Here is a 21,531-nt window from a genome sequence, read left to right on the forward strand (position 1 = left end):
GACTTGCAGCGTGAGCGCCACGGCGGGCAGCGCGGTGACGGTCACCGCGATCACGGCCGCCGTCCGGGCCCGGCCGAGCCCGCGTCCGCGCTCGTGGCCGCGCTCGCGTTCGCGCCTGTGGGCGGGCGGCGGCTGCCGGGCGGGCGCGCCGAACTCCACGGTCCGGGTCGGGTCGGCGGGACGGCCGCGTGCGGGTCCGCGCGCCGGTTCGCGTGAGGGTTCGGAGGACACGGCCTTGCTCCTTTCGGAGATGGTCGTCCGCCGACGCCTTTCCCCGCGGCCGGGCGCCTGAATCGGGCGTTAAATCGAAATTGCGGGAATTCGGCGGATGATTGTTGTGCCGTCGTCTCCGAATTTAACGCGCCCCGGCGTTCTCCGCCTTGCGGCCGAGCCAAATGGCGGTGACCCACAACGCGCCGAACAGCGCGCCGAGGAAGAACATGGTCGGCACCATGAATCCGGTGGCGATGATGAGGACCTGCAGGACGCCGCCCGCGGGCACCGCCCAGCCGAACCGCAGCAGCCCGGCCAGCACCACGCACAGCACGGCCAGCCCGCCGCACACGCCCCCGGCCGTGGCCCCGTCCACGCCCAGCACCGCGACGGCCACCGGGATCGCCAACGCGATCACGATCGCCTCGCAGACCAGCACCGTCGCCAGCAGCCGTCTCATCGCCTCGCTCCGCTCCTCACCCGGTCGTCCCCCGCTCTCACTCGGCCGGCGGGGCGCCGACGCGCAGCAGGGTGCGGGCGTCGCCGACGGTGACCACCGACCCGGTGATCAGCACGCCGGCGCCCGCGTACTCGCCCGTCTCCTCGGCCAGGCCGATGGCGCGGTCGATCGCGTCGTCCATGCGCGGCACCAGGTGCACCCGCTCGGCGCCGAACACGCCCTCGGCCAGCTCCGCCAGCTCGCCGGGGTCCATGGAGCGCGGCGAGGAGTTGCGGGTGACGACGACCTCGGCCAGCACCGGCTCCAGCTGGTCCAGCACGCCGGCCACGTCCTTGTCGGCGGCCACGGCGACCAGCCCGACCAGGCGGCTGAACCCGAACGACTCGTGGATCGCCTCCACCGTCGCGGCCATGCCCGCCGGGTTGTGCGCCGCGTCCAGCAGCACGGTCGGGCCGGTGCGCGCCACCTCCAGGCGGCCGGGCGAGACGGCCTTGGCGAACCCGCTGCGCACCAGCGCCGGGTCGAGCTGCCCCTCCTCGCCGCCGGCGTAGTCGTCCCCGGCGGCGATGCGGGTGGCCGCCTCCAGGCTCGGCTGGGCGCGGGTGGGCGCGCCGGACGCGAACGCCTCGACGGCGGCCAGCGCGACGGCCGCGTTCGCCGCCTGGTGGTGGCCGAACAGCGGCAGGAAGATGTCGTCGTAGGTGCCGTGCAGGCCGCGCAGGGTGATCTGCTGGCCGCCGACCGCCACGTCCCGGTGCAGCACGCCGAACTCGATGCCCTCGCGGGCGGCCACCGCGCCGGTCTCGGCCACGCGGCGCAGCAGCACCTCGGCGGCGGGCAGCGGCTGCTGGGCCAGCACCGCCACCGCGCCCGGCTTGATGATCCCCGCCTTCTCCGCGGCGATCTTCTCGATGGTGTCGCCGAGGTGGCGGGTGTGGTCGAGCGCGACGGGGGTGACGACGGCCACGTCCCCGTCGGCGACGTTGGTGGCGTCCCACGCGCCGCCCATGCCGACCTCGACCACCGCCACGTCGACCGGCGCGTCGGCGAACGCCGCGTACGCCATCGCGGTCAGCACCTCGAAGAACGACACCCGCACGCCGTGCTTGTCGTCCACCAGCCGCACGTAGGGCAGGATGTCGCGCAGCACCTCGACGAAGCGGCGCTCGCCGATCGGCTCGCCGTCCACGGCGATCCGGTCGTGCAGCGCGGTCAGCTCCGGGCTGGTGTACAGGCCGGTGCGCAGGCCGCGTTCGCGCAGCAGCGTCTCGACCATCCGCGCGGTGCTGGACTTGCCGTTGGTGCCGGCGATGTGGATCACCGGGTAGGCGCGCTGCGGTTCGCCCAGCACGTCCACCAGGTCGCGGATGCGGTCGAGGGACGGTTCGATCTCCCACTCGACCCCGCGGCTCATGATCTCCCGGACGGCGGCGGGGTAGTCCGACGGCTCTTCCACCTGGTTCACGATGCTCCATGCTGCGTCGACCGACCTCTGCAGCCTATCGCCGCCCGCCCGCGCATCCGCCCGGACTCCCGGCCTGCGAGCATGGAGCGCCGGGACGTGTTGGGGGGTGCGATGGACGCCGACGAGGTGTTCTTCCGCGAGTGGCGCGCCCGGCGCCGCGGGCAGCAGCGCGACCTGGACCGGGCGCGCCGCGTCGCCGGTCTGCTGGGGCTGGGCGGCCTGCGCCTCCCGGTGCTGACGGTGGTGGGGTCCAAGGGCAAGGGCACGGCGGCCACGTACGCGTCCGCCTGCCTGGCCGCGGCCGGGTGGCGGGTCTGCACGGTGACCAGCCCCGGGCTGCGCGGCAACACCGACAGGATCCGGGTGGACGGCCGCGCCGTCGGCGAGGGCGGCCTGCGCGCGCTGGGCCGCCGGATCGAGGACGCGCTGCGCCGCCTGCCGCCTCCCGGGGCCGGTTACCTGTCGCCGGCGGGGCTGTTCACCGTCGCGGGGGCCGCGCACGGGGTCGGCGTCGGCGCCGACGCGCTGGTGCTGGAGGCGGGCATGGGCGGGCGGTCGGACGAGGTGTCGCTGTTCGCCCCGGACGTCGTCGCCGTCACGCCGATCTTCGGCGAGCACCTGGGCGTGCTCGGCGGCACCGTCGAGGCGATCGCCGCGGAGAAGGCGGGGGTGGCGGCCCGGGGCACGCGGGCGGTGGTGTCGGCGCCGCAGGATCCGGCGGTCGCCGGGACGCTGGACGGCGTGGTCGCCGACCGCACCGGCGGCGCCGCCTCCGTCGAGTACGTGACCGGCGAGTACGTGACCGGCGGCGGCGAGGTGCCCGCCGGGGCGCTGCCGCCGGGGCTGGGCCGCGTCAGCGCCGCGGTGGGCGTCACCGCCGGGCTGCGGCTGCTGCGGGCGCGCGGAGCGCCGATGCCGGGGGCGGCGCGGCTGCGGTCCGTGCTGGAGTCGGTGCGGCTGCCGGGTCGCCTGTCGTGGCACCGGCTGCCCGGCACGGCGACGCAGGTCCTGGCGGATTCGGCGATCGACGGAACCGGCGTCGCCGCGGCGCTGGACGCCGCGCGCGCCCGCTGGGGCGCCGTCGACCACGCCCTGGTGTGCCTGCCCGACCACAAGGACCTGGACGGCGCCGTGGCCGCCCTGGAGGGGCTGCCCGTCACGTTCGTGCGGCTGCCGTACCGGCATCTGCGCTTCACCCGGCCGCTGCCGCCGCACTGGACGGTGATCGACGCGGCCGACCTGACCCGCGAGCGCGTCGCCGGCCTGGGGCAGCGCGTGGCCGCCCTCGGCACCGTCTACTTCGTCGGGCTCGTGCTCGACCTGGTGGACGCCGACACCGGCCGGCTGTTCACCGTCTAGATCACTTCTCCAGGTCGGCGCGCATCCGGCGCATCAGGTCGGCCATGGCGGCGGTGTCGTCGCCCACGGTGGGCAGGTTGGACGCCACGAACCCGAACGAGGAGTCCGTCGCCCACGAGCAGTAGACGTGCACGTCGGCCAGCACGGCGAACGTCCCGCACACCGCGCTGCCGCCGCCCTTGCCGGGCTTGACGTTCCGCGTCGTCAGCACCGTGCCGGGACGCGCCCGGCGCAGGAACGCGGCCGGGTCGCCGATCTTGCCGGTGCCGCCCAGGAACACCACGTTCCGCGAACGCTGCGGCAGGTCGGCGTACACGGCGGCCACGTTGCCGGCCCGTTCGGCGCCGCCCGCCCGCACCGCCGACGCCATGAACGGGTAGGCGGCGGTGGCGGCGGGCATGCCGGGGGTGCGCTGCAGGCCGCCCGCGACCGCCGCCGCCGTGATGCGGTGCCGGGTCGTCTTCGTGCCGCCGCCCTCGCCGGAGCCGCCCTGCCGCAGCGCCAGCGCGCCCACGGCGAGCGCCGCGACCAGCCCGACGGACGCGGCCCCCACCATGATCATGACGATGCGGCGGGTCGTGCGCCGCTTCGCCGGGGGTTCCCCGGAGGGGGCCTGCGCGGCGCCGACGGCGCGCTGCGGGCCCGTGGACACCACCGGGTGCGCTCCGGACGTCACCACCGGATGCCCGCCGGAGGCCACCACGGGGTGTCCGCCGGAGGCCACCACGGGGTGCCCGCCGGAGGTCAGCGTGCCGTTGGCCGTGGGGAGGGCGTGCGGGCCGGTCGAGACGTCCCCGGGCGTCCCGGTCAGGTCGGGGATGCGCTGCGGCCCGGAGTTCAGGTCGGCGGGGGCCTGCATCCACCACGGCTGCGCGGGAAGCTCCGCCGAGGGCCCGTCCTGGCCCGCCGCACCGCCGTCGAGGGACGGCACCTCGACGTCGACGGCCGTGGTGGGCGCGGCGGACGCCGCGGGCCCGGCGGGCGCGGGAGGCGCGGACGCGGGAACCGCGCGGTCACCCGCCTCGTCCGTCACATCGGAGCGATGGGGCGAATCAGCCAACGAGCCTCCCGACATCTACATCCAGCCCCGAAGCACGCTGATCACCGGAATGATCACACGGGATCGTAACGCCGCAGAGCCGGGCATGCCGCGCGTTCGGTACACCTGACGGCAACGCCGCGCCCCGCCGCGGACGGCGGGGCGCGGCGCGACGCGATCAGGCCGCGGGCAGGGCGGCCAGCTGGGATTCCAGGCGGGCGATGTCGGCCTCGGCCTGGCTCAGCCGGTCGCGGGTCTTGGCGACCACGGCCTCCGGGGCCTTGGCCACGAACGACTCGTTGCCGAGCTTGCGCCGGGCCTGCTCGGCCTCCTTGCGGGCGTTGGCCAGGTCCTTCTCCAGGCGCTTGCGCTCGGCGGCCACGTCGATGGCCCCGGCGGTGTCCAGGCGGACGGTCACGCCCTCCACCGGCAGCGACGCGGTGGCCGAGAAGCCCTCGCCCGGCGCGTCCAGGCGCAGCAGCATCCGCACGCCCTTCTCGTGGCCGGACAGCGGCGACCCGCCCCACTCCAGGGCGGCGGCCACCCGCTGCCCCGGCTTGAGGCCCTGGTCGGCGCGGAACCGCCGGACCTCGGTGACCAGCCGCTGCAGCGACGCCACCAGCGCCTCGGCGTCCTCGTCGTGCCGGGCCGCGTCCGCCTGCGGCCAGGCGGCCCGCACCAGCGTCTCCTCGCCCGTCAGGGACGTCCACAGCTCCTCGGTGACGAACGGGATGACCGGGTGCAGCAGCCGCAGCAGGCGGTCCAGCACCTCACCCAGGACGCGGCGCGTGGTGTCGGCGGTGGCGGGGTCGTCCAGCTGCACCTTGGACAGCTCGACGTACCAGTCGCACACCTCGTCCCACGCGAAGTGGTAGAGCGTCTCGCACGCCTTGGCGAACTCGAACGACTCCAGGTGCGCGTCGACCTCGGCGATCACCTTGTTGAGCCGCGACAGGACCCACCGGTCGACGGTCGTCAGCCCCTCCGCCGGCAGCTCGCCGCGCACGTGCGCGCCGTTCATCAGCGCGAACCGGGTCGCGTTCCACAGCTTGTTGCAGAAGTTGCGCGAACCCTGCGCCCACTCGTCGGCCACCGGGACGTCGCCGCCGGGGTTGGCGCCGCGCAGCAGCGTGAACCGGGTGGCGTCGGCGCCGTAGCGGTCGATCCAGTCCAGCGGGTCGACCACGTTGCCGAACGACTTGGACATCTTCTTGCCGTGCTGGTCGCGCACCATGCCGTGCAGCGCGATCACCTTGAACGGCTCGACCCCGTCCATCGCGTACAGCCCGAACATCATCATCCGGGCCACCCAGAAGAACAGGATGTCGTAGCCGGTGACCAGCACCGACGTCGGGTAGAAGCGCCGCAGGTCGGGCGTGTCCTCCGGCCAGCCGAACGTGGAGAACGGCCACAGCGCCGAGGAGAACCAGGTGTCGAGGACGTCGGTCTCCTGGGTCCACCCGGCGGGCGGCTCCTCGTCCGGGCCGGGGCACACCGTCTGGCCGTCCGGGCCGTACCAGACGGGGATGCGGTGCCCCCACCACAGCTGGCGGCTGATGCACCAGTCGTGCATGTTGTCGACCCACTCGAAGTAGCGGGCCGCCATCTCCGGCGGGTGGATCCGCACGCGGCCGTCGCGGACGGCGTCGCCCGCGGCCTTGGCCAGCGGCGCGACCTTGACGAACCACTGCAGCGACACCCGCGGCTCCACGACCGTGGAGCAGCGCTGGCAGTGCCCGACCGAGTGCTCGTAGGGGCGGACCTCCTTGACGATCCGGCCCTGCTGGCGCAGCGCGGCGACCACCGCGGGACGCGCCTCGAACCGGTCCAGGCCCTCGAACGGCCCGTGCGCGGTGATCACGCCGCGCTCGTCCATGATGGTCAGCGAGGGCAGGTCGTGCCGCCGCCCGATCTCGAAGTCGTTGGGGTCGTGCGCCGGGGTGACCTTCACCGCGCCGGTGCCGAACTCGGGGTCGACGTGCTCGTCGGCCACCACCGGGATGCGCCGGCCGGTCAGCGGCAGCTCGACCTCCCGGCCCACCATGTGCTTGTAGCGCGGGTCGTCGGGGTGCACGGCCACGGCGGTGTCGCCGAGCATCGTCTCGGCCCGGGTGGTCGCCACGACGATCTCGTCGTCGCCCGACCCGTACCGGATCGACACCAGCTCGCCCTCGCGGTCGGCGTGCTCGACCTCGATGTCCGACAGGGCGGTCAGGCAGCGCGGGCACCAGTTGATGATGCGCTCGGCCCGGTAGATCAGGCCGTCGTCGAACAGCCGCTTGAAGATCGTGCGGACGGCGCGGGCGCGCTGCTCGTCCATGGTGAACGCCTCGCGGCTCCAGTCCACGCTGTCGCCGAGGCGGCGCATCTGGCCGAGGATGCGCCCGCCGGACTCGGCCTTCCACGCCCAGACCCGCTCGACGAACGCCTCGCGGCCCAGGTCGTGGCGGGACTTGCCCTCCTTGGCCAGCTCCCGCTCCACCACGTTCTGGGTGGCGATCCCGGCGTGGTCCATACCGGGCACCCACACCGCCTCGTACCCCTGCATGCGGCGGCGCCGCACGAGCGCGTCCTGGATCGAGTGGTCCAGCGCGTGGCCCATGTGCAGCGAGCCGGTGACGTTGGGCGGCGGGATGACGATCGAATATGCCGGTCCGCCGGGGTTCCGCGCCGGATCGGCGGCGAAGTACCCTGCCGATACCCAGCGCTCGTACAGCCTGCCCTCGACATCAGCCGGTTGGTACTTGGTGGGCAGATCGACGTGGGCGGCCGCCTGGCCGCGCTCAGTGCTGGGCGTTGTCACGGGCCCAGATTCTACGGGCCCCGAGACGGTAGAACGCGCGGCCCCGGGCACGCGTCCCAACTATCAGACCCCCTGCGGCCGGACGCCGCCGCCGCGGCGCCCGCCCGGAACCCCCTGAGGAGTGAGATGAGCGGTTGGAACCCCCCTCCGGCGCCCGGCGGTCCTCCGGGCGGCGGCGTCCCCTACGGCCACGGCCCGCAACCGCCGGGCTACCCGCCGGGCCCGTACGGCCCGGGCGGCGCCTACGTCCCCCCGCCGCCGCGCCGCTCCTCGTCCGCCCCGCTGATCATCGGGATGCTCGCCGTGCTGGCCGTGGCGGTGGTCGCCGTGCTGGTGGTGGCCTTCATGGTGGTCGGCGGCGGGCCCAGCTCCATCAGCACCCCGGCGACGGCGGGCGGGCTGACCCGCGACTACGCGGCCGAACGCGAGCTGGGCACCCAGCTCAGCAGCCAGCAGTCGACGCTGCGCAACCTGGGCGGCTCGAACATCGAGAAGGTCCGGACCGCCGTCTACAGCTCGGGCTCCGACCGCTACCTGTTCGTCGGCGGCACCGGTGACTTCGACCCCGACCGGCTGCACAGCGAGTTCCGGCGCAGCATGGACAACGCCGGCAACAGCAGCGTGTCGGTCGTCACGATCCCGCTGGCCGACCCGGGCGGCGACGGCGAGGCGGCCTGCGCGTCCATCCGCGCCGGCGTCCTCGGCAGCAGCCTGTCGTACCAGACGGCCACCTGCGTGTGGATGACGGACAAGACCTTCGGCCTGGTCGCCCCCGCCCCGCAGACGAGCGGCTCGCTCGGCAGCACCCGCACCTACACCTACAGCGTCGTCGCCGACCAGATGCGCCGCCTGCGCAAGGACGTCGAGAGCTGACCCCACAATCCCGCCGAGGACGGGACACCGGTCACCTGACGCCGGGTCGTCCGACCGGAAAGGCTGGCCGCGGAGGTACTCCCTCCGCGGTCCGCGGGCGCCGGGACGACGGGCACGACGGCTGGAGGTGCGATGGCGGCGGTTGTGGGGCGCGTCGCCGGCCTGGCCGCGGCGTTCGCCGCCGGTGCGGTCGTCGCGCACCTGGCGAGCATCCCCCGCCTGCACCGGCTCACCGACGACCTGCAGCACTCGCGGCAGCGGATCCTGGCCGCCCGCGAGGAGGAGCGGCGCCGCCTGCGGCACGACCTGCACGACGGGCTCGGCCCCACCCTCGCCAGCCTGGCCATGTCCCTGGACGCCGTCCGGCTCACCCTCCCCGGCGAACCCGAACGGGTCGCGCCGCTGCTGTCGGAGCTGCGCGACCGGCTGGCCACCACCGTCGGGCAGATCCGCGACCTGGCGCACGGCCTGCGCCCGCCCGCCCTGGACGACCTGGGCCTGGCCGGGGCGATCGAGGCGATGGCCGCGGACTGCTGCGAACGCGTCGACGTGCGCGTCGGCGGCCTGGGCGAGGACGCCGGGGCCCTGCCCGCGGCCGTGGAGGTCGCCGCGTACCGCATCGCGCGCGAGGCGCTGGCCAACGTCCGCGCCCACTCCCGGTCCGGCACGGTGCTGGTGCTGCTGAACCGGGACGCCGCCCTGCACCTCATGATCGCCGACTCGGGCGTGGGGTTCTCCGAGCAGCCCGCCCGCGGCTCGGCCGACGACCGCCGCCGCTCCCGCCGCCGCGGCGGCCTGGCGTCGATGCGCGAATGGGCCGCCGAGGTCGGCGGCACCTGCCTGATCACCTCGCGGCCCGGCGCGGGCACCATCGTCTCGGCCCGGCTGCCCCTCACCGTCCCGGACTACCATCGGGCTTCCCCCGAGTGAAGGTGAGCGGAGCGCGACCATGACCGAGGCGGAGCGGACCGGCGAGCCCATCCGGGTCCTGATCACCGACGACCACCCCATCTACCGGCAGGGCCTGCGCGGACTGCTGCAGGCCCTCGGCGTCGAGGTGGTCGGCGAGGCCGAGAACGGCCCCGACGCCGTCCGGCTCGCCGCGGAACTGCAGCCCGACGTCGTCGTGATGGACCTGCAGATGCCCGGCGGCAACGGCATCGAGGCCACCCGCACCATCACCCGCACCAGCCCCCGCATCGGCGTGCTGGTGCTGACGATGTTCCGCGACGACGACTCGGTGTTCGCCGCCATGCGCGCCGGCGCCCGCGGCTACCTGCTCAAGGAGTCCGGCGCCGAGGAGATCGCCCGCGCCGTCCGCGCGGTCGCCGCCGGCGAGGCCATCTACGGCCCCGAGATCGCCCGCCGGGTGCTGTCCTACTTCACCGAGATGCCCGACCCGCGCCAGGCCGCCTTTCCCCAGCTCACCGAACGCGAACGCGAGGTCCTCGAACTCATCGCCCAGGGCCGCAGCAACGCCGAGATCGCCGCCACCCTCTTCCTCAGCCAGAAGACCGTCCGCAACCACGTCTCGAACATCTTCCTCAAGCTCCACGTCGCCGACCGCGCCCAGGCCATCGTCCTGGCCCGGGAGGCCGGCCTCGGCGACCCCACACGTCCCCCGAGACCCCGGTGACCTCCGAGTCACCCAAGCCGCCCACCACCGACCTGCCGCCACCGCCACGACCAGGGCGTGTCCGGTGAATCATGGGGATCCGCAGCAGTGCGGTGACACCGGCCCGGTAGTGCGCACTCGGCATGGCTCGTGGCGCTACAGCGGCGTCGCTCGAGGCGGTAAATGACGCCGCGCCGTCGACGAAGCGGTCGCACCGCACACGGAAAGGCGGCCGCCACCCCGACCCGCTCGCACGGTGCCATGGAGCCGCACAGGCGGCGGGTGCCCCAGGCGCCGAGATCCGCCGGACAGGGCCTGGCACTGGCGGCAGGTGCGGAACGAGCGCACCGAACCAGTCATCGCCCGCGCGGCGTCCCGTCCGGTCGGGGTCGGGAGTACAGGGCCACGTCGTCGTAGCGAACCGTCGGCCTGTCGCACTGGTCGCGCCGCCCGCGCATCCGCTGAAAGATTCCTCGACAGCCCCGACGGGGGGTGTGCATGCCCCGCCGCAGCGATCACCTGCCGACGATGCCTCGTCCGCCTGCCCCAAGGCGGGGCTCTAGCGAAGGTGAAGGCAGCCACCAAGCAGACGCAACGCGACAAGCGCTCACGCCGGACGCAACCGAGGGGGCTATCAGGGCCCGGGCACCAGTGGCGGAATCACAGCAAGCGAACGCAGCTCACCAATCAGGCACAACACGACGGACGCCCCTCGCCACGCACGACCACGAGGCTCCAGAGGCACCGTCTGGAAAGACACAGGCACAATGCAGCGAACGTCCAACGCGACACGCGCCCCCAAAGGGGCGCCGGGGAGGTGCCCTCTGGAAGACAGCAAGGACACGGTCCAGCGAAGCTGAGCGCAGCCCACCGAACAGGCATCACATGACGAGAATCGACGCCGGACACAACCAGGAGGCCCTAGAGAGGTAGCTCCAGCCACCAAGGGAGGGTTCCGGCGAAGGCGAGCGCAGCTCGCCGAACAGGACGTGGCGGGTGTCCGGCGCGCCCAGAGGCCGCTCACCCGCGAAACATCGGCGGTGACCGGCACGGCCAAGCATGCGGAGGGAACCGCCCCTTGAGCGCCTCACCGAACGGGTACGTCGCGGCGAGCGTCCAATGCGAGCCCTCCAGGAGGCACCCAGGGCGGGGCCTGGCCGAGGCGAGCTGGGCTCACCCGGCACGGGGACCCGCCCCGACCATCCCTTCTCAGGCGGACTTTTCGCGGGGTTCGCGTTTGGTGCGTTCGCGCGGGACGAGGGTGGGGTTGACGTGCTCCAGCACGGCCTCGCGGGTGATGACGACGCGGGCGACGTCCTGGCGGCTGGGGACCTCGTACATCACCGACAGGAGGACCTCCTCCATGATGGCGCGCAGGCCGCGGGCGCCGGTGCCGCGCAGGATGGCCTGGTCGGCGATGGCCTCCAGCGCGTCGGAGGTGAACTCCAGGTCCACACCGTCCAGCTCGAACAGCCGGTGGTACTGCTTGACCAGCGCGTTCTTGGGCTCGGTGAGGATGTTGATCAGCGCCTCCCGGTCCAGGTTGTGCACGCTGGTGATGATCGGGAGGCGGCCGATGAACTCGGGGATCATGCCGAACTTCAGCAGATCCTCGGGCATCACGTCGGCCAGCACGTTGCTGGACTCGGCGAAGTCGTCCTTGGAGCGGATGACCGCGCCGAAGCCCATGCCCTGCTTGCCCACCCGGGACTCGACGATCTTCTCCAGTCCGGCGAAGGCGCCGCCGCAGATGAACAGCACGTTGGTGGTGTCGATCTGGATGAACTCCTGGTGCGGGTGCTTGCGGCCGCCCTGCGGCGGGACGCTCGCGGTGGTCCCCTCCAGGATCTTCAGCAGCGCCTGCTGGACGCCCTCGCCGGACACGTCGCGGGTGATCGACGGGTTCTCGCTCTTGCGGGCGATCTTGTCGACCTCGTCGATGTAGATGATCCCGGTCTCGGCCTTCTTGACGTCGTAGTCGGCCGCCTGGATCAGCTTGAGCAGGATGTTCTCGACGTCCTCGCCGACGTAGCCGGCCTCCGTCAGCGCCGTCGCGTCGGCGATCGCGAACGGCACGTTCAGGAGCTTGGCGAGCGTCTGCGCGAGCAGCGTCTTGCCCGACCCGGTCGGCCCCAGCAGCAGGATGTTCGACTTGGCCAGCTCGACCGCGTCGTCCCGCCCGGAGTCGCCGGACTGGATGCGCTTGTAGTGGTTGTAGACGGCCACCGACAGCGCCTTCTTGGCCGCCTCCTGCCCGATGACGTAGGAGTCCAAGAATTCGTAGATCTCCCGCGGCTTGGGCAGGCTGTCCCACTTGAGGTCGGAGGTCTCGGCGAGCTCCTCCTCGATGATCTCGTTGCAGAGATCGATGCACTCGTCGCAGATGTACACGCCCGGACCCGCGATGAGCTTCTTGACCTGCTTCTGGCTCTTCCCGCAGAACGAGCACTTGAGCAGGTCACCACCGTCGCCGATGCGTGCCACCCAACTGTCTCCTTTTCGTGGGGCCGCCCGCCCATGGAGGAAGCGGCGCAGCTCGGTTGCGTGTCCCGAAGGCTCTCGACGTTGGATTCGACGTTACCGTCTCCAACGGACTTGGTAAGCCCCTCGCCCGGAAGAATGACGACCGGGCTGGGGGTCTCCCAGGTCCGGGTGCCGTCTCAGGACGACACTACCTCGGCCTTGCGCTTCCTGCTGACGAAGACATCGTCGATCAGACCGTACTCCTTGGCCTCCTGGGCGGTAAGGATCTTGTCCCGCTCGATGTCCCGCCGCACCTCGTCGACGCTCTTGCCGCTGTGCCGGGCCAGGATGTCCTCCAGCTGCTCGCGGATCCGCATGATCTCACGGGCCTGGATCTCGATGTCGCTGGCCTGGCCGTAGGTGCCCTCGGTGGCCGGCTGGTGGATGAAGATCCGGGAGTTGGGCAGCGCGGCGCGCTTGCCCGGGCTGCCGGCCGCCAGCAGCACCGCCGCGGCGGACGCCGCCTGGCCGATGCAGACCGTCTGGATGTCCGGCTTGACGAACTGCATCGTGTCGTAGATCGCCGTCATGGCCGTGAACGAGCCGCCGGGCGAGTTGATGTAGATGCTGATGTCGCGGTCCGGGTCGATCGACTCCAGGGTGATCAGCTGGGCCATGACGTCGTTGGCCGACGCGTCGTCGATCTGCACCCCGAGGAAGATGATCCGCTCCTCGAAGAGCTTGTTGTACGGGTTCATCTCCTTGACCCCGTACGTGGTGCGCTCGACGAAGGAGGGGATGATGTAGCGGTTGTCCACAGGCATCGGCGCACGGCCCGCCTGGATCAGGTCGTACGCGCCGGGCCGGATGAGCTCACTCACGAAAGTGCCTCCGCTTTTCGTGCGGGTGGTCAGGAGACGGGGCCCTCGGAGGGCACCTGGGTGGCGCTGAGCACCACGTGGTCGACGAAGCCGTAGTCGCGGGCCTCCTCGGCGGTGAACCAGCGGTCGCGGTCGGAGTCCTTCTCGATCTGCTCGACCGTCTGGCCGGTGTGCGAGGCGATCCGCTCGGCCAGCGTCTTCTTGACGTAGAGCATCTGCTCGGCCTGGATCTTGATGTCCGAGGCGGTACCGCCGATGCCGCCGGACGGCTGGTGCATCATGATGCGGGCGTGCGGCAGGGCGTAGCGCTTGCCGCGGGTGCCCGCGCACAGCAGGAACTGCCCCATCGACGCGGCCAGGCCCATGGCGACGGTGACGATGTCGTTCGGCACGTACTGCATGACGTCGTAGATCGCCATGCCCGCGGTGACCGAGCCGCCGGGCGAGTTGATGTACAGGGTGATGTCGCGGCGCCCGTCCTCGGCCGACAGCAGCAGCAGCTCGGCGCAGATACGGTTGGCGATGTCGTCGTCGACCTGCTGGCCGAGGACCACGATGCGCTCCCGGAGCAGACGCTGGAACAGCTGCTCGCTGAGCGGCAGCAGGGGCGCTTCGGCGACCCTCGACTGGATCAGCGACGGGTCGTTCGTCGGAGGCATGCTCACCGGTGTGTTCCTCCGGTCCTTTTATCGGTTCGGATGATTGGACATTAACGCGCGGCGGCGACCGATCATGCCGGGAGGGCTGCCTTTTCGCTGGGGGCGTACCCCCGGAGTCCGGACGCACCGGTATGTTTCATCCCCACCTCGTTGCGGGCACGCTCTGTGACTCTGCGAGGCGCCAGGCATCCCATGCCTGGCGCGGGGCGCTCGTACTCTCCTCCCGGTTCCCCCATCGCGCTCCCACAAGCCACAACGCATCCGCCGCTTGGCCGTAGGCCCCGGTCCGCGACCTCCATACGACCGCCGGGCAGCGGGCGGCGCCCCACATTGCGGCACGTACCGGGGCGTCTGACTCGTCCAAGGCGGACGCACACCGGTGCTCGCCGGCACCAACGGCGAACTGGCCGCGGTCGGCGGCCGAAAGGCCACCGTCGGCGCCGGCGGACCGCTCGCCGAGCGGCGTCGCGCACGTGTACGCGCTGCGGACGGCGCCGCGTCCGCCCCACGTCTGGCCCGGGCGTCCCGCGCAGGAGCACAGGCGGGCATCCGACGGGCTTCCCCCAAGCCCCACCGCAACCTGCGCGCCTCCCCCGCCATGCCACGGCCTCATCGGGCCCAGCCGCTGTCTGCAGCCCCCCGATGGCCGTCCATCGCACACAAGATCCTCTGAGCGGGCGCACAGGGACGCAGAGCGGCGTAGAGACACGCGAGGGGGTGCCCGGCCTCAGAGAGGGGAGCTGTCTTTTTCGGCCTCGGCTGCCCAAGGTGGGTATTACGCACGACTGGACAGCGGTCTACAGAAACGCGGCGGTGCCGACACTCTCGGCCTCGATCTGCCCGTACGGCAGGCGATCGGATGGTGGACCACGCACATCCGTCCAGCGGACGCCGCGGTCCCCCGCACACGCAGCGAACCGACGCTGCGCAAGCCGGTCATCACGCGACTCTTTCGCCGATGCGACCAGTAGCCTGCGCCCCAGCTTGGTGCATGGCCGCCGGGGCGGTCCACCTGGCCTACCGCCCTGCACCTCAAGCCATGGACGGCAATCGGCGGCGCGCCCGAGTGGATTTCCCTACCGCCCCTGGTCTGCGCACTGACCGCCTACGCCGTCGTCGCGACCGCCAGGAGACGCAGCGGCCCGCGCCTCCACCGGACCGCGCCCCGACCTGCGCACAATGCCCCAGCGTGCCTGCCACCATCAGAAGCGCCCCCCTCATCCGACCGTCCACGGACGGAAGGCCGGCCACCATGGCCGTCGTCCAGGGCAATGCCCTGGCCCGGAATGCGTAGATCGTGGTCAAGTCCTGCGAGGAGAGACTCCACTGCGCGAAAGCCGTCGTCGCGGTCGCCAGGACGCGCCACGGCTTGTCCCTCCACCACGCGCAGTGCGGTCTATGCCGTCGTCCTACGGCGTGTCCGGTGGATCACGGAAGATCCGCAGGAGTGCGGTGATACCGGGCCGGTAGTGCGTGGCGGGTGCGCTACAGCGTCGTCGCTTGAGCCGGTTGATGACGTCGCGGCGCCGGCGGGGTGGTCGCATCGGAGACGGATGCCCCGGCCGACGGTGCCACGAATGCCGTACATGCGGCGACGCCCCTGCTGCCCAGGTCCGCCGGACGGGGCCCAGGGGTGTGTTGCGAAGTGAGGTGAGCGTCACCGTGGCATCGCCACCGCGCTCCCGGTCCCAGAGCGTCCAGGCCGGCACCGGCGGCGGAACGGCTCGGTGGCCGCCCACCCGCCTTCGAGCCGACCGACCGCAAGCTGCCATACCACCGCGCTGAACGCATGGCTCCGCCCACTTCGGAACACGGCCCAGCCGTGCTGGCCGTCGTCGGCGGCGCGTATCTCACCCGTCGGAAGGGCGGTCACCATGGCCGTCGTCCACGGCGACCCCTCGGGCCGGCGAGTGCATCTGCGGGGTCGCTGCCGGGCGTCGGCTCGTGAGGGCCTGGAAGGGCAGTTGCCAGCGGGCGTCGCTTGGTCGTGGAGCTGGGCCCACAGCAGTGGGTGCGTCTTGGTCGGGACGCTTGGCTCGGTGTCGAGATAGCGGTGTCCGGCCACGCCAAGGGGCGCCCGTAGGGCACGCCAGCGGGTGGTTGGGCGTGCGCGTGGGGCGACGCGGCGACCGCTATAGGCGGTCGGCGGTGCGCAGCCGAGCCCGCCTGCCCGGTGGGCCGGGCAGGCGGGCTCGTCACATCCCCGTCAGGAGTCCTTCTTGTCGGACTCGGCGGGCTTGTCCGTCTCGGCGGCCTCGGCGGCGGGCTCCTCGGCGGGCTCCTCGGCCTTGGAGTCCTCCTGCGCGTCCTCGGACTCGGCCCGGACGGTCTCGCCGCTCAGTTCGCGCTGGATCGCCGCGACGTCGAGCTGGTTGCCGGACTCGTCCTTGAGCGAGACGTGCTCGACGACCAGGTTGAGGGCCTTGTTGCGCAGCACCTCGGCGACGATCGCGGGCAGCTGGTTGTTCTCGGTGAGGTACTGGGCGAGCTGCTGCGGCGGCACGCCCATCTGCATGGCCTGCGTGACGACGTACTCGCTGAGCTCCTCGTTCTCGACGCCCAGCTCCTCCTGCACGGCGAGCTGGTCGAGCACGAAGCCGCCCTTGACCGCCTGGCGGGCCGCCTCGGCGACCTCGGCGGCGAAGTCCTCCTCGGACTTCTCCTCGCTCTTCAGGTAGTCGGCCTTGGTCATGCCCGCCATCTGCAGCTGCTGCTCCAGCTGCTGGTTGCGGCGGTTGATCTCCTCCTCGACCACCCGCTCGGGCAGCGGGATGTCGATCTTCTCGAGCAGGGCCTCCAGGGCGCGGTCGCGGGCCTGGGACAGCTGCTGGGCGCGCAGCTGCCGCTCCAGCCGGGTGCGCACGTCGGCGCGCAGCTCCTCCAGCGTGTCGAACTCGCTGGCGAGCTGGGCGAACTCGTCGTCGAGGTCGGGCAGGTTCTTGACCTTGACGCTCTGCACGGTGGCCGTGATCTCGGCCTCCTCGCCGGCGCGCTCGCCGCCCTTGAGCGCGGCGGTGAAGGTGGCGCTCTCGCCCGCCTTCAGGCCGGTGAGGGCGTCGTCCAGGCCCTCCACCGACGAGTTGCTGCCGACCTCGTAGGACAGGCCGGTGGTGGAGGCGTCCTCGACGGTCTCGCCGTCGATCTTGGCCTCGAGGTCGACGACGGCGAAGTCGCCCGCCTCGGCGGCGCGGTCGACGGTGGTCAGCGAGGCGAACCGCTCGCGCAGGTTGCCGATGGTCTCCTCGACGCGCTCGTCGGTGACGACCGCGTCGTCGACCACGACCTCCAGGCCGTCGTAGTCGGGCACCTCGAACTTGGGCCGGATGTCGACCTCGGCGGTGAAGGCGAACTGCTTGCCGTCGTCGAGCTCGGTCACCTCGACGTCGGGCTGGCCGAGAACGAAGATCTCCGACTCCTCGACGGCGCGGCCGTACAGCTGCGGAAGCGCGTCGTTGACCGCCTCCTGCAGGACCGCGCCCCGGCCGACGTACTTGTCGATCAGCGGGGCGGGGACCTTGCCGGGCCGGAAGCCCTTGATCCGCACCTGGCGCGAGATCTCCTTGTACGCCTTGTCGAGGTTCGGCTTGAGCTCGTCGAACGGAACCTCGACGGTGAGCTTGACCCGGGTCGGGGTCAGCTCCTCGACATCGGTCTTCACTGGGGTTGGTCTCCTTGATCGGGCGCTGTCTCGGCCGCGGCGTTCGACGCGTACTCAGCCAGCCGGTATCTCAGGCAGGCGCGGGCACGCCGAAGAGGACTCCGCGCCTTCGCGCCGCCAAGTCTATGGGGTCGCGGCGGCGTCTGCCGACATCGGACGGCCACTTTCGGCGGCCGGACGCCCCGAGCGCGTACGCCGAGGTCATCAACTTGTCGCGTACCGGATGGCATACCCACCGCGGGGCCGGACCGGTCGACGATCACCCGAGGGGTGTGACATGGCGCACCCCGACCATCCATACTCGTGCGGGATGAACGGGATAACCGCGGCCTTCGGAGCGACTGCGCTCTATTATGTCAGCTTCGCCGTGTTCCGGCTGGCCGCCGCCCGGGTGGAGCCGCTGCGCGGCAACCGCATCCCGCGCATGGCCTGGGTGGTGCTGACCGACTGGGTCTTCCTGGTCGGGCTGGTGCCGGCGCTGGGCGGGCTGGTGCTGCAGATCATCGCCATGGGCGAGCTGGCGCTGGGCGTGGCCATCCCGATCTTCATGTCCGGGCTGCTTCCGCTGCTGGCCATCGCGCTGGCGGTCTTCGGCGAGCGGCTGACCGCGCGCGAGTGGCTGAGCCTGCTGCTGGTCGGCGGCGCGATCGCGCTGCTGGTGCTGTCGATGCGGGAGGCCCCGCCGATCGGCGAGGCGGACGCGCCGCCGTGGCGGCTGGCGGCGGTCGTCGTCCCGGCGCTGCTGGTGCCGGTGGTCATCCTGGCGCTGGAGGACGTGCGGCCGGACGGACGGCACGCGCGCCCGGTGACCGGCATCGCCTACGGGCTGGCGTCGGGGTTCCCGGTGGGCACCGCCGAGCTGGCGATCAAGGGGTGGAGCGACGCCGGCGGCGCCGCCCCGGACGTGCTGACGACCCCGTACCCGTATGTGACGGTGGTGGCGGCGGCGATCGGCTTCGGGATCATGGTCGCGGCGTTCCAGCGCTGCCGGGTGTCGATCGTGGCGACCGTGATGACCGTGGCCGCCAAGAGCTACCTGCTGCTCATGGGCACGCTGCTGTACGGGGAGCCGTGGCCGCAGGACACGGGGCAGTCGGCGATGCGGCTGGCGGCGCTGGCGCTGGCGGCGATCGCGGTGGCGCAGTTCCCCCGGCACCATCCCGTCGCGGAGCCCGCCGCGGCCGAGGAGGGGCCGGAGCCGCGCGCACGCGATCCGTTCGGCGGACTCCCGCCGTCGCCCGATCCGCTGTCGCGCGACCCGCTCGGGCAGGCCCATCTCGCCGCGCCGTACCTGGAGCAGCCGTCCCAGGGGGTGCCGCGCCCGCGCGGCCCCTCCGCGGACGAGTCCCCGGGGCAAGCCCCGAACCGGCCGGGCCCCTCGGCAGAAGAGCGTTCGGGCTAGGGAACGCCCCGGCGCCGCACTCGGCACCGGGGCGTTCTTTTTACGTCAGTCAGCGGCGGCCTTTGCCCTGGCCGCCCATGCCGGGAAGCCCCTTGTCGAGACCGGCGCGGCGCAGCGCGTCGGCCATGGCACCGCCGCCGGCCGGGAGCATGCCCCGGCGGCCGCCGCCGCGCCCCTGGCCGTTGCCGCGTCCGCCTTGGCGGCGCTGGCGGTCGCCCTGGCCGCCGCGCCTGCCGCCCGTACCGCCCCCGGGGGCGGGGAGCTCGTCGTCCAGGCGCAGGGTCAGCGAGATCCGCTTGCGCTGCAGGTCGACGTCCAGCACCTTGACGCGGACGATGTCGCCGGGCTTGACGACGTCGCGCGGGTCCTCCACGTACCTGTCGGACATGGCGGAGATGTGCACGAGGCCGTCCTGGTGCACGCCGACGTCGACGAACGCCCCGAACGCCGCGACGTTGGTGACCACGCCCTCCAGGATCATGCCCGGCTTGAGGTCGTCGAGGGTGTCGACGCCCTCCTTGAACTCGGCCGTGCGGAACGCCGGGCGCGGGTCGCGGCCGGGCTTCTCCAGCTCGGCGAGGATGTCGGTGACGGTCGGCAGGCCGAAGGTGTCGTCGACGAACTTCTCGGGCTTGAGCGAGCGCAGCAGGGCGGTGTTGCCGATGAGGCCCTTGATGTCGGTGCCGGCGGCGTCGAGGATGCGGCGCACCACCGGGTAGGCCTCCGGGTGCACGCTGGACGCGTCGAGCGGGTCGTCCCCGCCGGGGATGCGCAGGAAGCCCGCGCACTGCTCGAACGCCTTGGGGCCGAGCCGGGGCACGTCCTTGAGCCCGGCGCGGGTGCGGAAGGGGCCGTGGGCGTCGCGGTGGGCGACGATGTTCTCCGCCAGCGTCTCGCCGATGCCCGACACGCGGGTCAGCAGCGGCACCGAGGCGGTGTTGACGTCGACGCCGACGGCGTTCACGCAGTCCTCGACGACGGCGTCCAGCGAGCGCGACAGCTTCACCTCCGACACGTCGTGCTGGTACTGCCCGACCCCGATCGACTTGGGGTCGATCTTGACGAGCTCGGCCAGCGGGTCCTGCAGCCGGCGGGCGATCGACACCGCGCCGCGCAGCGACACGTCCAGGTCGGGCAGCTCGCGGGCGGCGTAGGCGGACGCCGAGTACACCGACGCGCCCGCCTCCGAGACCATGATCTTGGTGAGCTTGAGCTCGGGGTGGCGGGCGATGAGGTCGGCGGCGAGCTTGTCGGTCTCGCGGGACGCGGTGCCGTTGCCGATCGCCACCAGCTCGACCCGGTGCGCGCGGGCGAGCCGGGCCAGGGTCTCGATCGACTCGTCCCAGCGGCGGCGCGGCTCGTGCGGGTAGATGGTGTCGGTGGCGACGACCTTGCCGGTGGCGTCCACGACGGCGACCTTCACGCCGGTGCGCAGGCCCGGGTCCAGGCCCATGGTGGCGCGGGTGCCGGCGGGCGCGGCCAGCAGCAGGTCGCGCAGGTTGGCGGCGAACACCCGCACCGCCTCGTCCTCGGCCTGCTGGCGCAGCCGGGTGCGCAGGTCGATGCCCAGGTGGACCTGGATGCGGGTGCGCCAGGCCCAGCGCACCACGTCGCTCAGCCAGCGGTCGGCGGGCCGGCCCTGGTCGGCGATGCCGAAGCGCCGGGCGATCTCCGCCTCGTAGGAGCTGCGGGCGCCCGGCTCCTCGGCGGGCTCCTCCGGCTCCAGGTCGAGGTCGAGGACCTCCTCCTTCTCGCCGCGGAACAGCGCCAGGACGCGGTGCGAGGGCAGCTCGTCCAGCGGCTCGGCGAAGTCGAAGTAGTCGGCGAACTTGGCGCCGCTCTCCTCCTTGCCCTCGCGCACCTTGGACACCAGTCGGCCGCGCGACCACATGCGCTCGCGCAGCTCGCCGATCAGGTCGGCGTCCTCGGCGAACCGCTCGACGAGGATCGCACGGGCCCCCTCCAGCGCCGCGGCGGCGTCGGCGACGCCCTTGTCCGGGTCGACGTAGCCGGCGGCCGCCTGCTGCGGGTCGTTGGACGGGTCGCCGAGCAGCAGGTCGGCCAGCGGCTCCAGGCCGGCCTCGCGGGCGATCTGCGCCTTGGTGCGGCGCTTGGGCTTGTAGGGCAGGTAGATGTCCTCCAGGCGCGCCTTGGAGTCGGCGGCCATGATCTGCGCGCGCAGCTCGTCGGTGAGCTTGCCCTGCGACTCGATGGACTCCAGGATCGCGGCGCGCCGCTCGTCCAGCTCCCGCAGGTAGCGCAGGCGCTCTTCCAGGGCGCGCAGCTGCCCGTCGTCGAGGGCGCCGGTGGCCTCCTTGCGGTAGCGGGCGATGAACGGCACGGTGGCGCCGCCGTCGAGCAGCTCGATGGCGACGCGGACCTGCCCTTCGCGCACGCCGAGTTCCTCGGCGATGCGCTGGGCGACCGGCACGGCGCCGGGGACGGCGCGGCCGTCGGCCGCCTGGGCGGGGTTCGCTGTCTGCGAGTTGGACGCTGTCACGTTCTTGGATTCGCTTTCTCCGCTGGGTTCGCCAGTGCATTGTCCTGGGAATCGGGCCGCTTGTCGCGCGGGCCGCGCCAATCGACTCGCGCGGGCCGCGCCAATCGACTCGCGCGGGCCGCGCCAATCGACTCGCGCGGG

Annotated in this window: 15 protein-coding genes; 5 read left to right on the forward strand and 10 right to left on the reverse strand. The window is 72.6% G+C overall.

From position 1 onward, the window contains the following. The 3 genes from ABD879_RS18515 to ABD879_RS18525 form a co-directional block, all read right to left on the reverse strand. On the reverse strand, positions 1-231 hold a 231-nt coding region (locus tag ABD879_RS18515), incomplete at its 3' end, for a hypothetical protein (protein ID WP_345022712.1). Positions 232-355: 124 nt separating this feature from the next. Continuing rightward, positions 356-673, reverse strand: coding sequence for a DUF4233 domain-containing protein (locus ABD879_RS18520; RefSeq protein WP_345022713.1), 318 nt, complete (start codon positions 671-673; stop codon positions 356-358). Between the two features lie 37 nt (positions 674-710). Further along, positions 711-2,087, reverse strand: a complete 1,377-nt coding sequence (locus ABD879_RS18525; protein ID WP_345022739.1) for a bifunctional folylpolyglutamate synthase/dihydrofolate synthase — start codon at positions 2,085-2,087, stop codon at positions 711-713. Positions 2,088-2,234: 147 nt separating this feature from the next. Here ABD879_RS18525 and ABD879_RS18530 point away from each other — a divergent pair, with 147 nt between their 5' ends. Beyond that, the gene (locus ABD879_RS18530; RefSeq protein ID WP_345022714.1) at positions 2,235-3,497 is read left to right on the forward strand and encodes a folylpolyglutamate synthase/dihydrofolate synthase family protein; all 1,263 of its coding nucleotides are present in this window, start codon (positions 2,235-2,237) and stop codon (positions 3,495-3,497) included. A gap of 1 nt (position 3,498) precedes the next feature. Here the strand turns inward: ABD879_RS18530 and ABD879_RS18535 are convergent, their stop codons facing one another. Continuing rightward, on the reverse strand, positions 3,499-4,530 hold the full coding sequence (locus ABD879_RS18535) for a hypothetical protein (RefSeq protein ID WP_345022715.1): 1,032 nt from the start codon (positions 4,528-4,530) through the stop codon (positions 3,499-3,501). A 184-nt stretch (positions 4,531-4,714) separates the two neighbouring features. After that, the gene (locus ABD879_RS18540) at positions 4,715-7,339 is read right to left on the reverse strand and encodes a valine--tRNA ligase (protein WP_345022716.1); all 2,625 of its coding nucleotides are present in this window, start codon (positions 7,337-7,339) and stop codon (positions 4,715-4,717) included. 126 nt (positions 7,340-7,465) lie between these two features. Here ABD879_RS18540 and ABD879_RS18545 point away from each other — a divergent pair, with 126 nt between their 5' ends. The 3 genes from ABD879_RS18545 (at position 7,466) to ABD879_RS18555 (ending at position 9,848) form a co-directional block, all read left to right on the forward strand. Beyond that, the gene (locus tag ABD879_RS18545) at positions 7,466-8,212 is read left to right on the forward strand and encodes a hypothetical protein (RefSeq protein ID WP_345022717.1); all 747 of its coding nucleotides are present in this window, start codon (positions 7,466-7,468) and stop codon (positions 8,210-8,212) included. Positions 8,213-8,344: 132 nt separating this feature from the next. Continuing rightward, complete coding sequence (locus ABD879_RS18550) at positions 8,345-9,142, forward strand: sensor histidine kinase (protein ID WP_345022718.1); 798 nt, start codon at positions 8,345-8,347, stop codon at positions 9,140-9,142. 19 nt (positions 9,143-9,161) lie between these two features. Beyond that, positions 9,162-9,848: a response regulator transcription factor gene (locus ABD879_RS18555; RefSeq protein WP_345022719.1), complete on the forward strand. Its 687-nt coding sequence runs from the start codon at positions 9,162-9,164 to the stop codon at positions 9,846-9,848. A 1,188-nt stretch (positions 9,849-11,036) separates the two neighbouring features. Here the strand turns inward: ABD879_RS18555 and clpX are convergent. The 4 genes from clpX to tig form a co-directional block, all read right to left on the reverse strand. Continuing rightward, positions 11,037-12,311, reverse strand: coding sequence for an ATP-dependent Clp protease ATP-binding subunit ClpX (gene clpX, locus ABD879_RS18560; protein ID WP_345022720.1), 1,275 nt, complete (start codon positions 12,309-12,311; stop codon positions 11,037-11,039). Positions 12,312-12,487: 176 nt separating this feature from the next. After that, on the reverse strand, positions 12,488-13,114 hold the full coding sequence (locus ABD879_RS18565; protein WP_345022740.1) for an ATP-dependent Clp protease proteolytic subunit: 627 nt from the start codon (positions 13,112-13,114) through the stop codon (positions 12,488-12,490). Positions 13,115-13,200: 86 nt separating this feature from the next. Further along, positions 13,201-13,830 (reverse strand): ClpP family protease, encoded by a 630-nt coding sequence (locus ABD879_RS18570; RefSeq protein ID WP_345022741.1) that lies wholly within the window; start codon positions 13,828-13,830, stop codon positions 13,201-13,203. A gap of 2,206 nt (positions 13,831-16,036) precedes the next feature. Next, on the reverse strand, positions 16,037-17,488 hold the full coding sequence (tig, locus tag ABD879_RS18575) for a trigger factor (protein ID WP_345022721.1): 1,452 nt from the start codon (positions 17,486-17,488) through the stop codon (positions 16,037-16,039). Positions 17,489-17,798: 310 nt separating this feature from the next. On the opposite strand from tig, the gene ABD879_RS18580 reads away from it, so the two are divergent. After that, positions 17,799-18,890 carry a hypothetical protein gene (locus ABD879_RS18580; RefSeq protein WP_345022722.1) on the forward strand — a complete coding sequence of 364 codons (1,092 nt, stop codon included), beginning with the start codon at positions 17,799-17,801 and terminating at the stop codon, positions 18,888-18,890. Positions 18,891-18,939: 49 nt separating this feature from the next. Here ABD879_RS18580 and ABD879_RS18585 read toward each other — a convergent pair whose 3' ends face one another. Next, complete coding sequence (locus ABD879_RS18585) at positions 18,940-21,321, reverse strand: Tex family protein (RefSeq protein ID WP_345022742.1); 2,382 nt, start codon at positions 21,319-21,321, stop codon at positions 18,940-18,942. Positions 21,322-21,531: the final 210 nt, after the last annotated feature.

Origin of the sequence: Actinomadura keratinilytica, from assembly GCF_039539665.1 — a bacterium.
GTDB classification, from domain to species: domain Bacteria; phylum Actinomycetota; class Actinomycetes; order Streptosporangiales; family Streptosporangiaceae; genus Spirillospora; species Spirillospora keratinilytica.

What these genes read in the sequence shown, in the direction of transcription:
- ABD879_RS18520 (WP_345022713.1), bottom strand. Translation starts at nt 673, where the DNA reads ATGAGACGGCTGCTGGCGACGGTGCTGGTCTGCGAGGCGATCGTGATC.
- ABD879_RS18555 (WP_345022719.1), top strand. Translation starts at nt 9,162, where the DNA reads ATGACCGAGGCGGAGCGGACCGGCGAGCCCATCCGGGTCCTGATCACC.
- ABD879_RS18525 (WP_345022739.1), bottom strand. Translation starts at nt 2,087, where the DNA reads ATGAGCCGCGGGGTCGAGTGGGAGATCGAACCGTCCCTCGACCGCATC.
- ABD879_RS18570 (WP_345022741.1), bottom strand. Translation starts at nt 13,830, where the DNA reads ATGCCTCCGACGAACGACCCGTCGCTGATCCAGTCGAGGGTCGCCGAA.
- ABD879_RS18545 (WP_345022717.1), top strand. Translation starts at nt 7,466, where the DNA reads ATGAGCGGTTGGAACCCCCCTCCGGCGCCCGGCGGTCCTCCGGGCGGC.
- ABD879_RS18580 (WP_345022722.1), top strand. Translation starts at nt 17,799, where the DNA reads ATGAACGGGATAACCGCGGCCTTCGGAGCGACTGCGCTCTATTATGTC.
- ABD879_RS18565 (WP_345022740.1), bottom strand. Translation starts at nt 13,114, where the DNA reads ATGCCTGTGGACAACCGCTACATCATCCCCTCCTTCGTCGAGCGCACC.
- ABD879_RS18550 (WP_345022718.1), top strand. Translation starts at nt 8,345, where the DNA reads ATGGCGGCGGTTGTGGGGCGCGTCGCCGGCCTGGCCGCGGCGTTCGCC.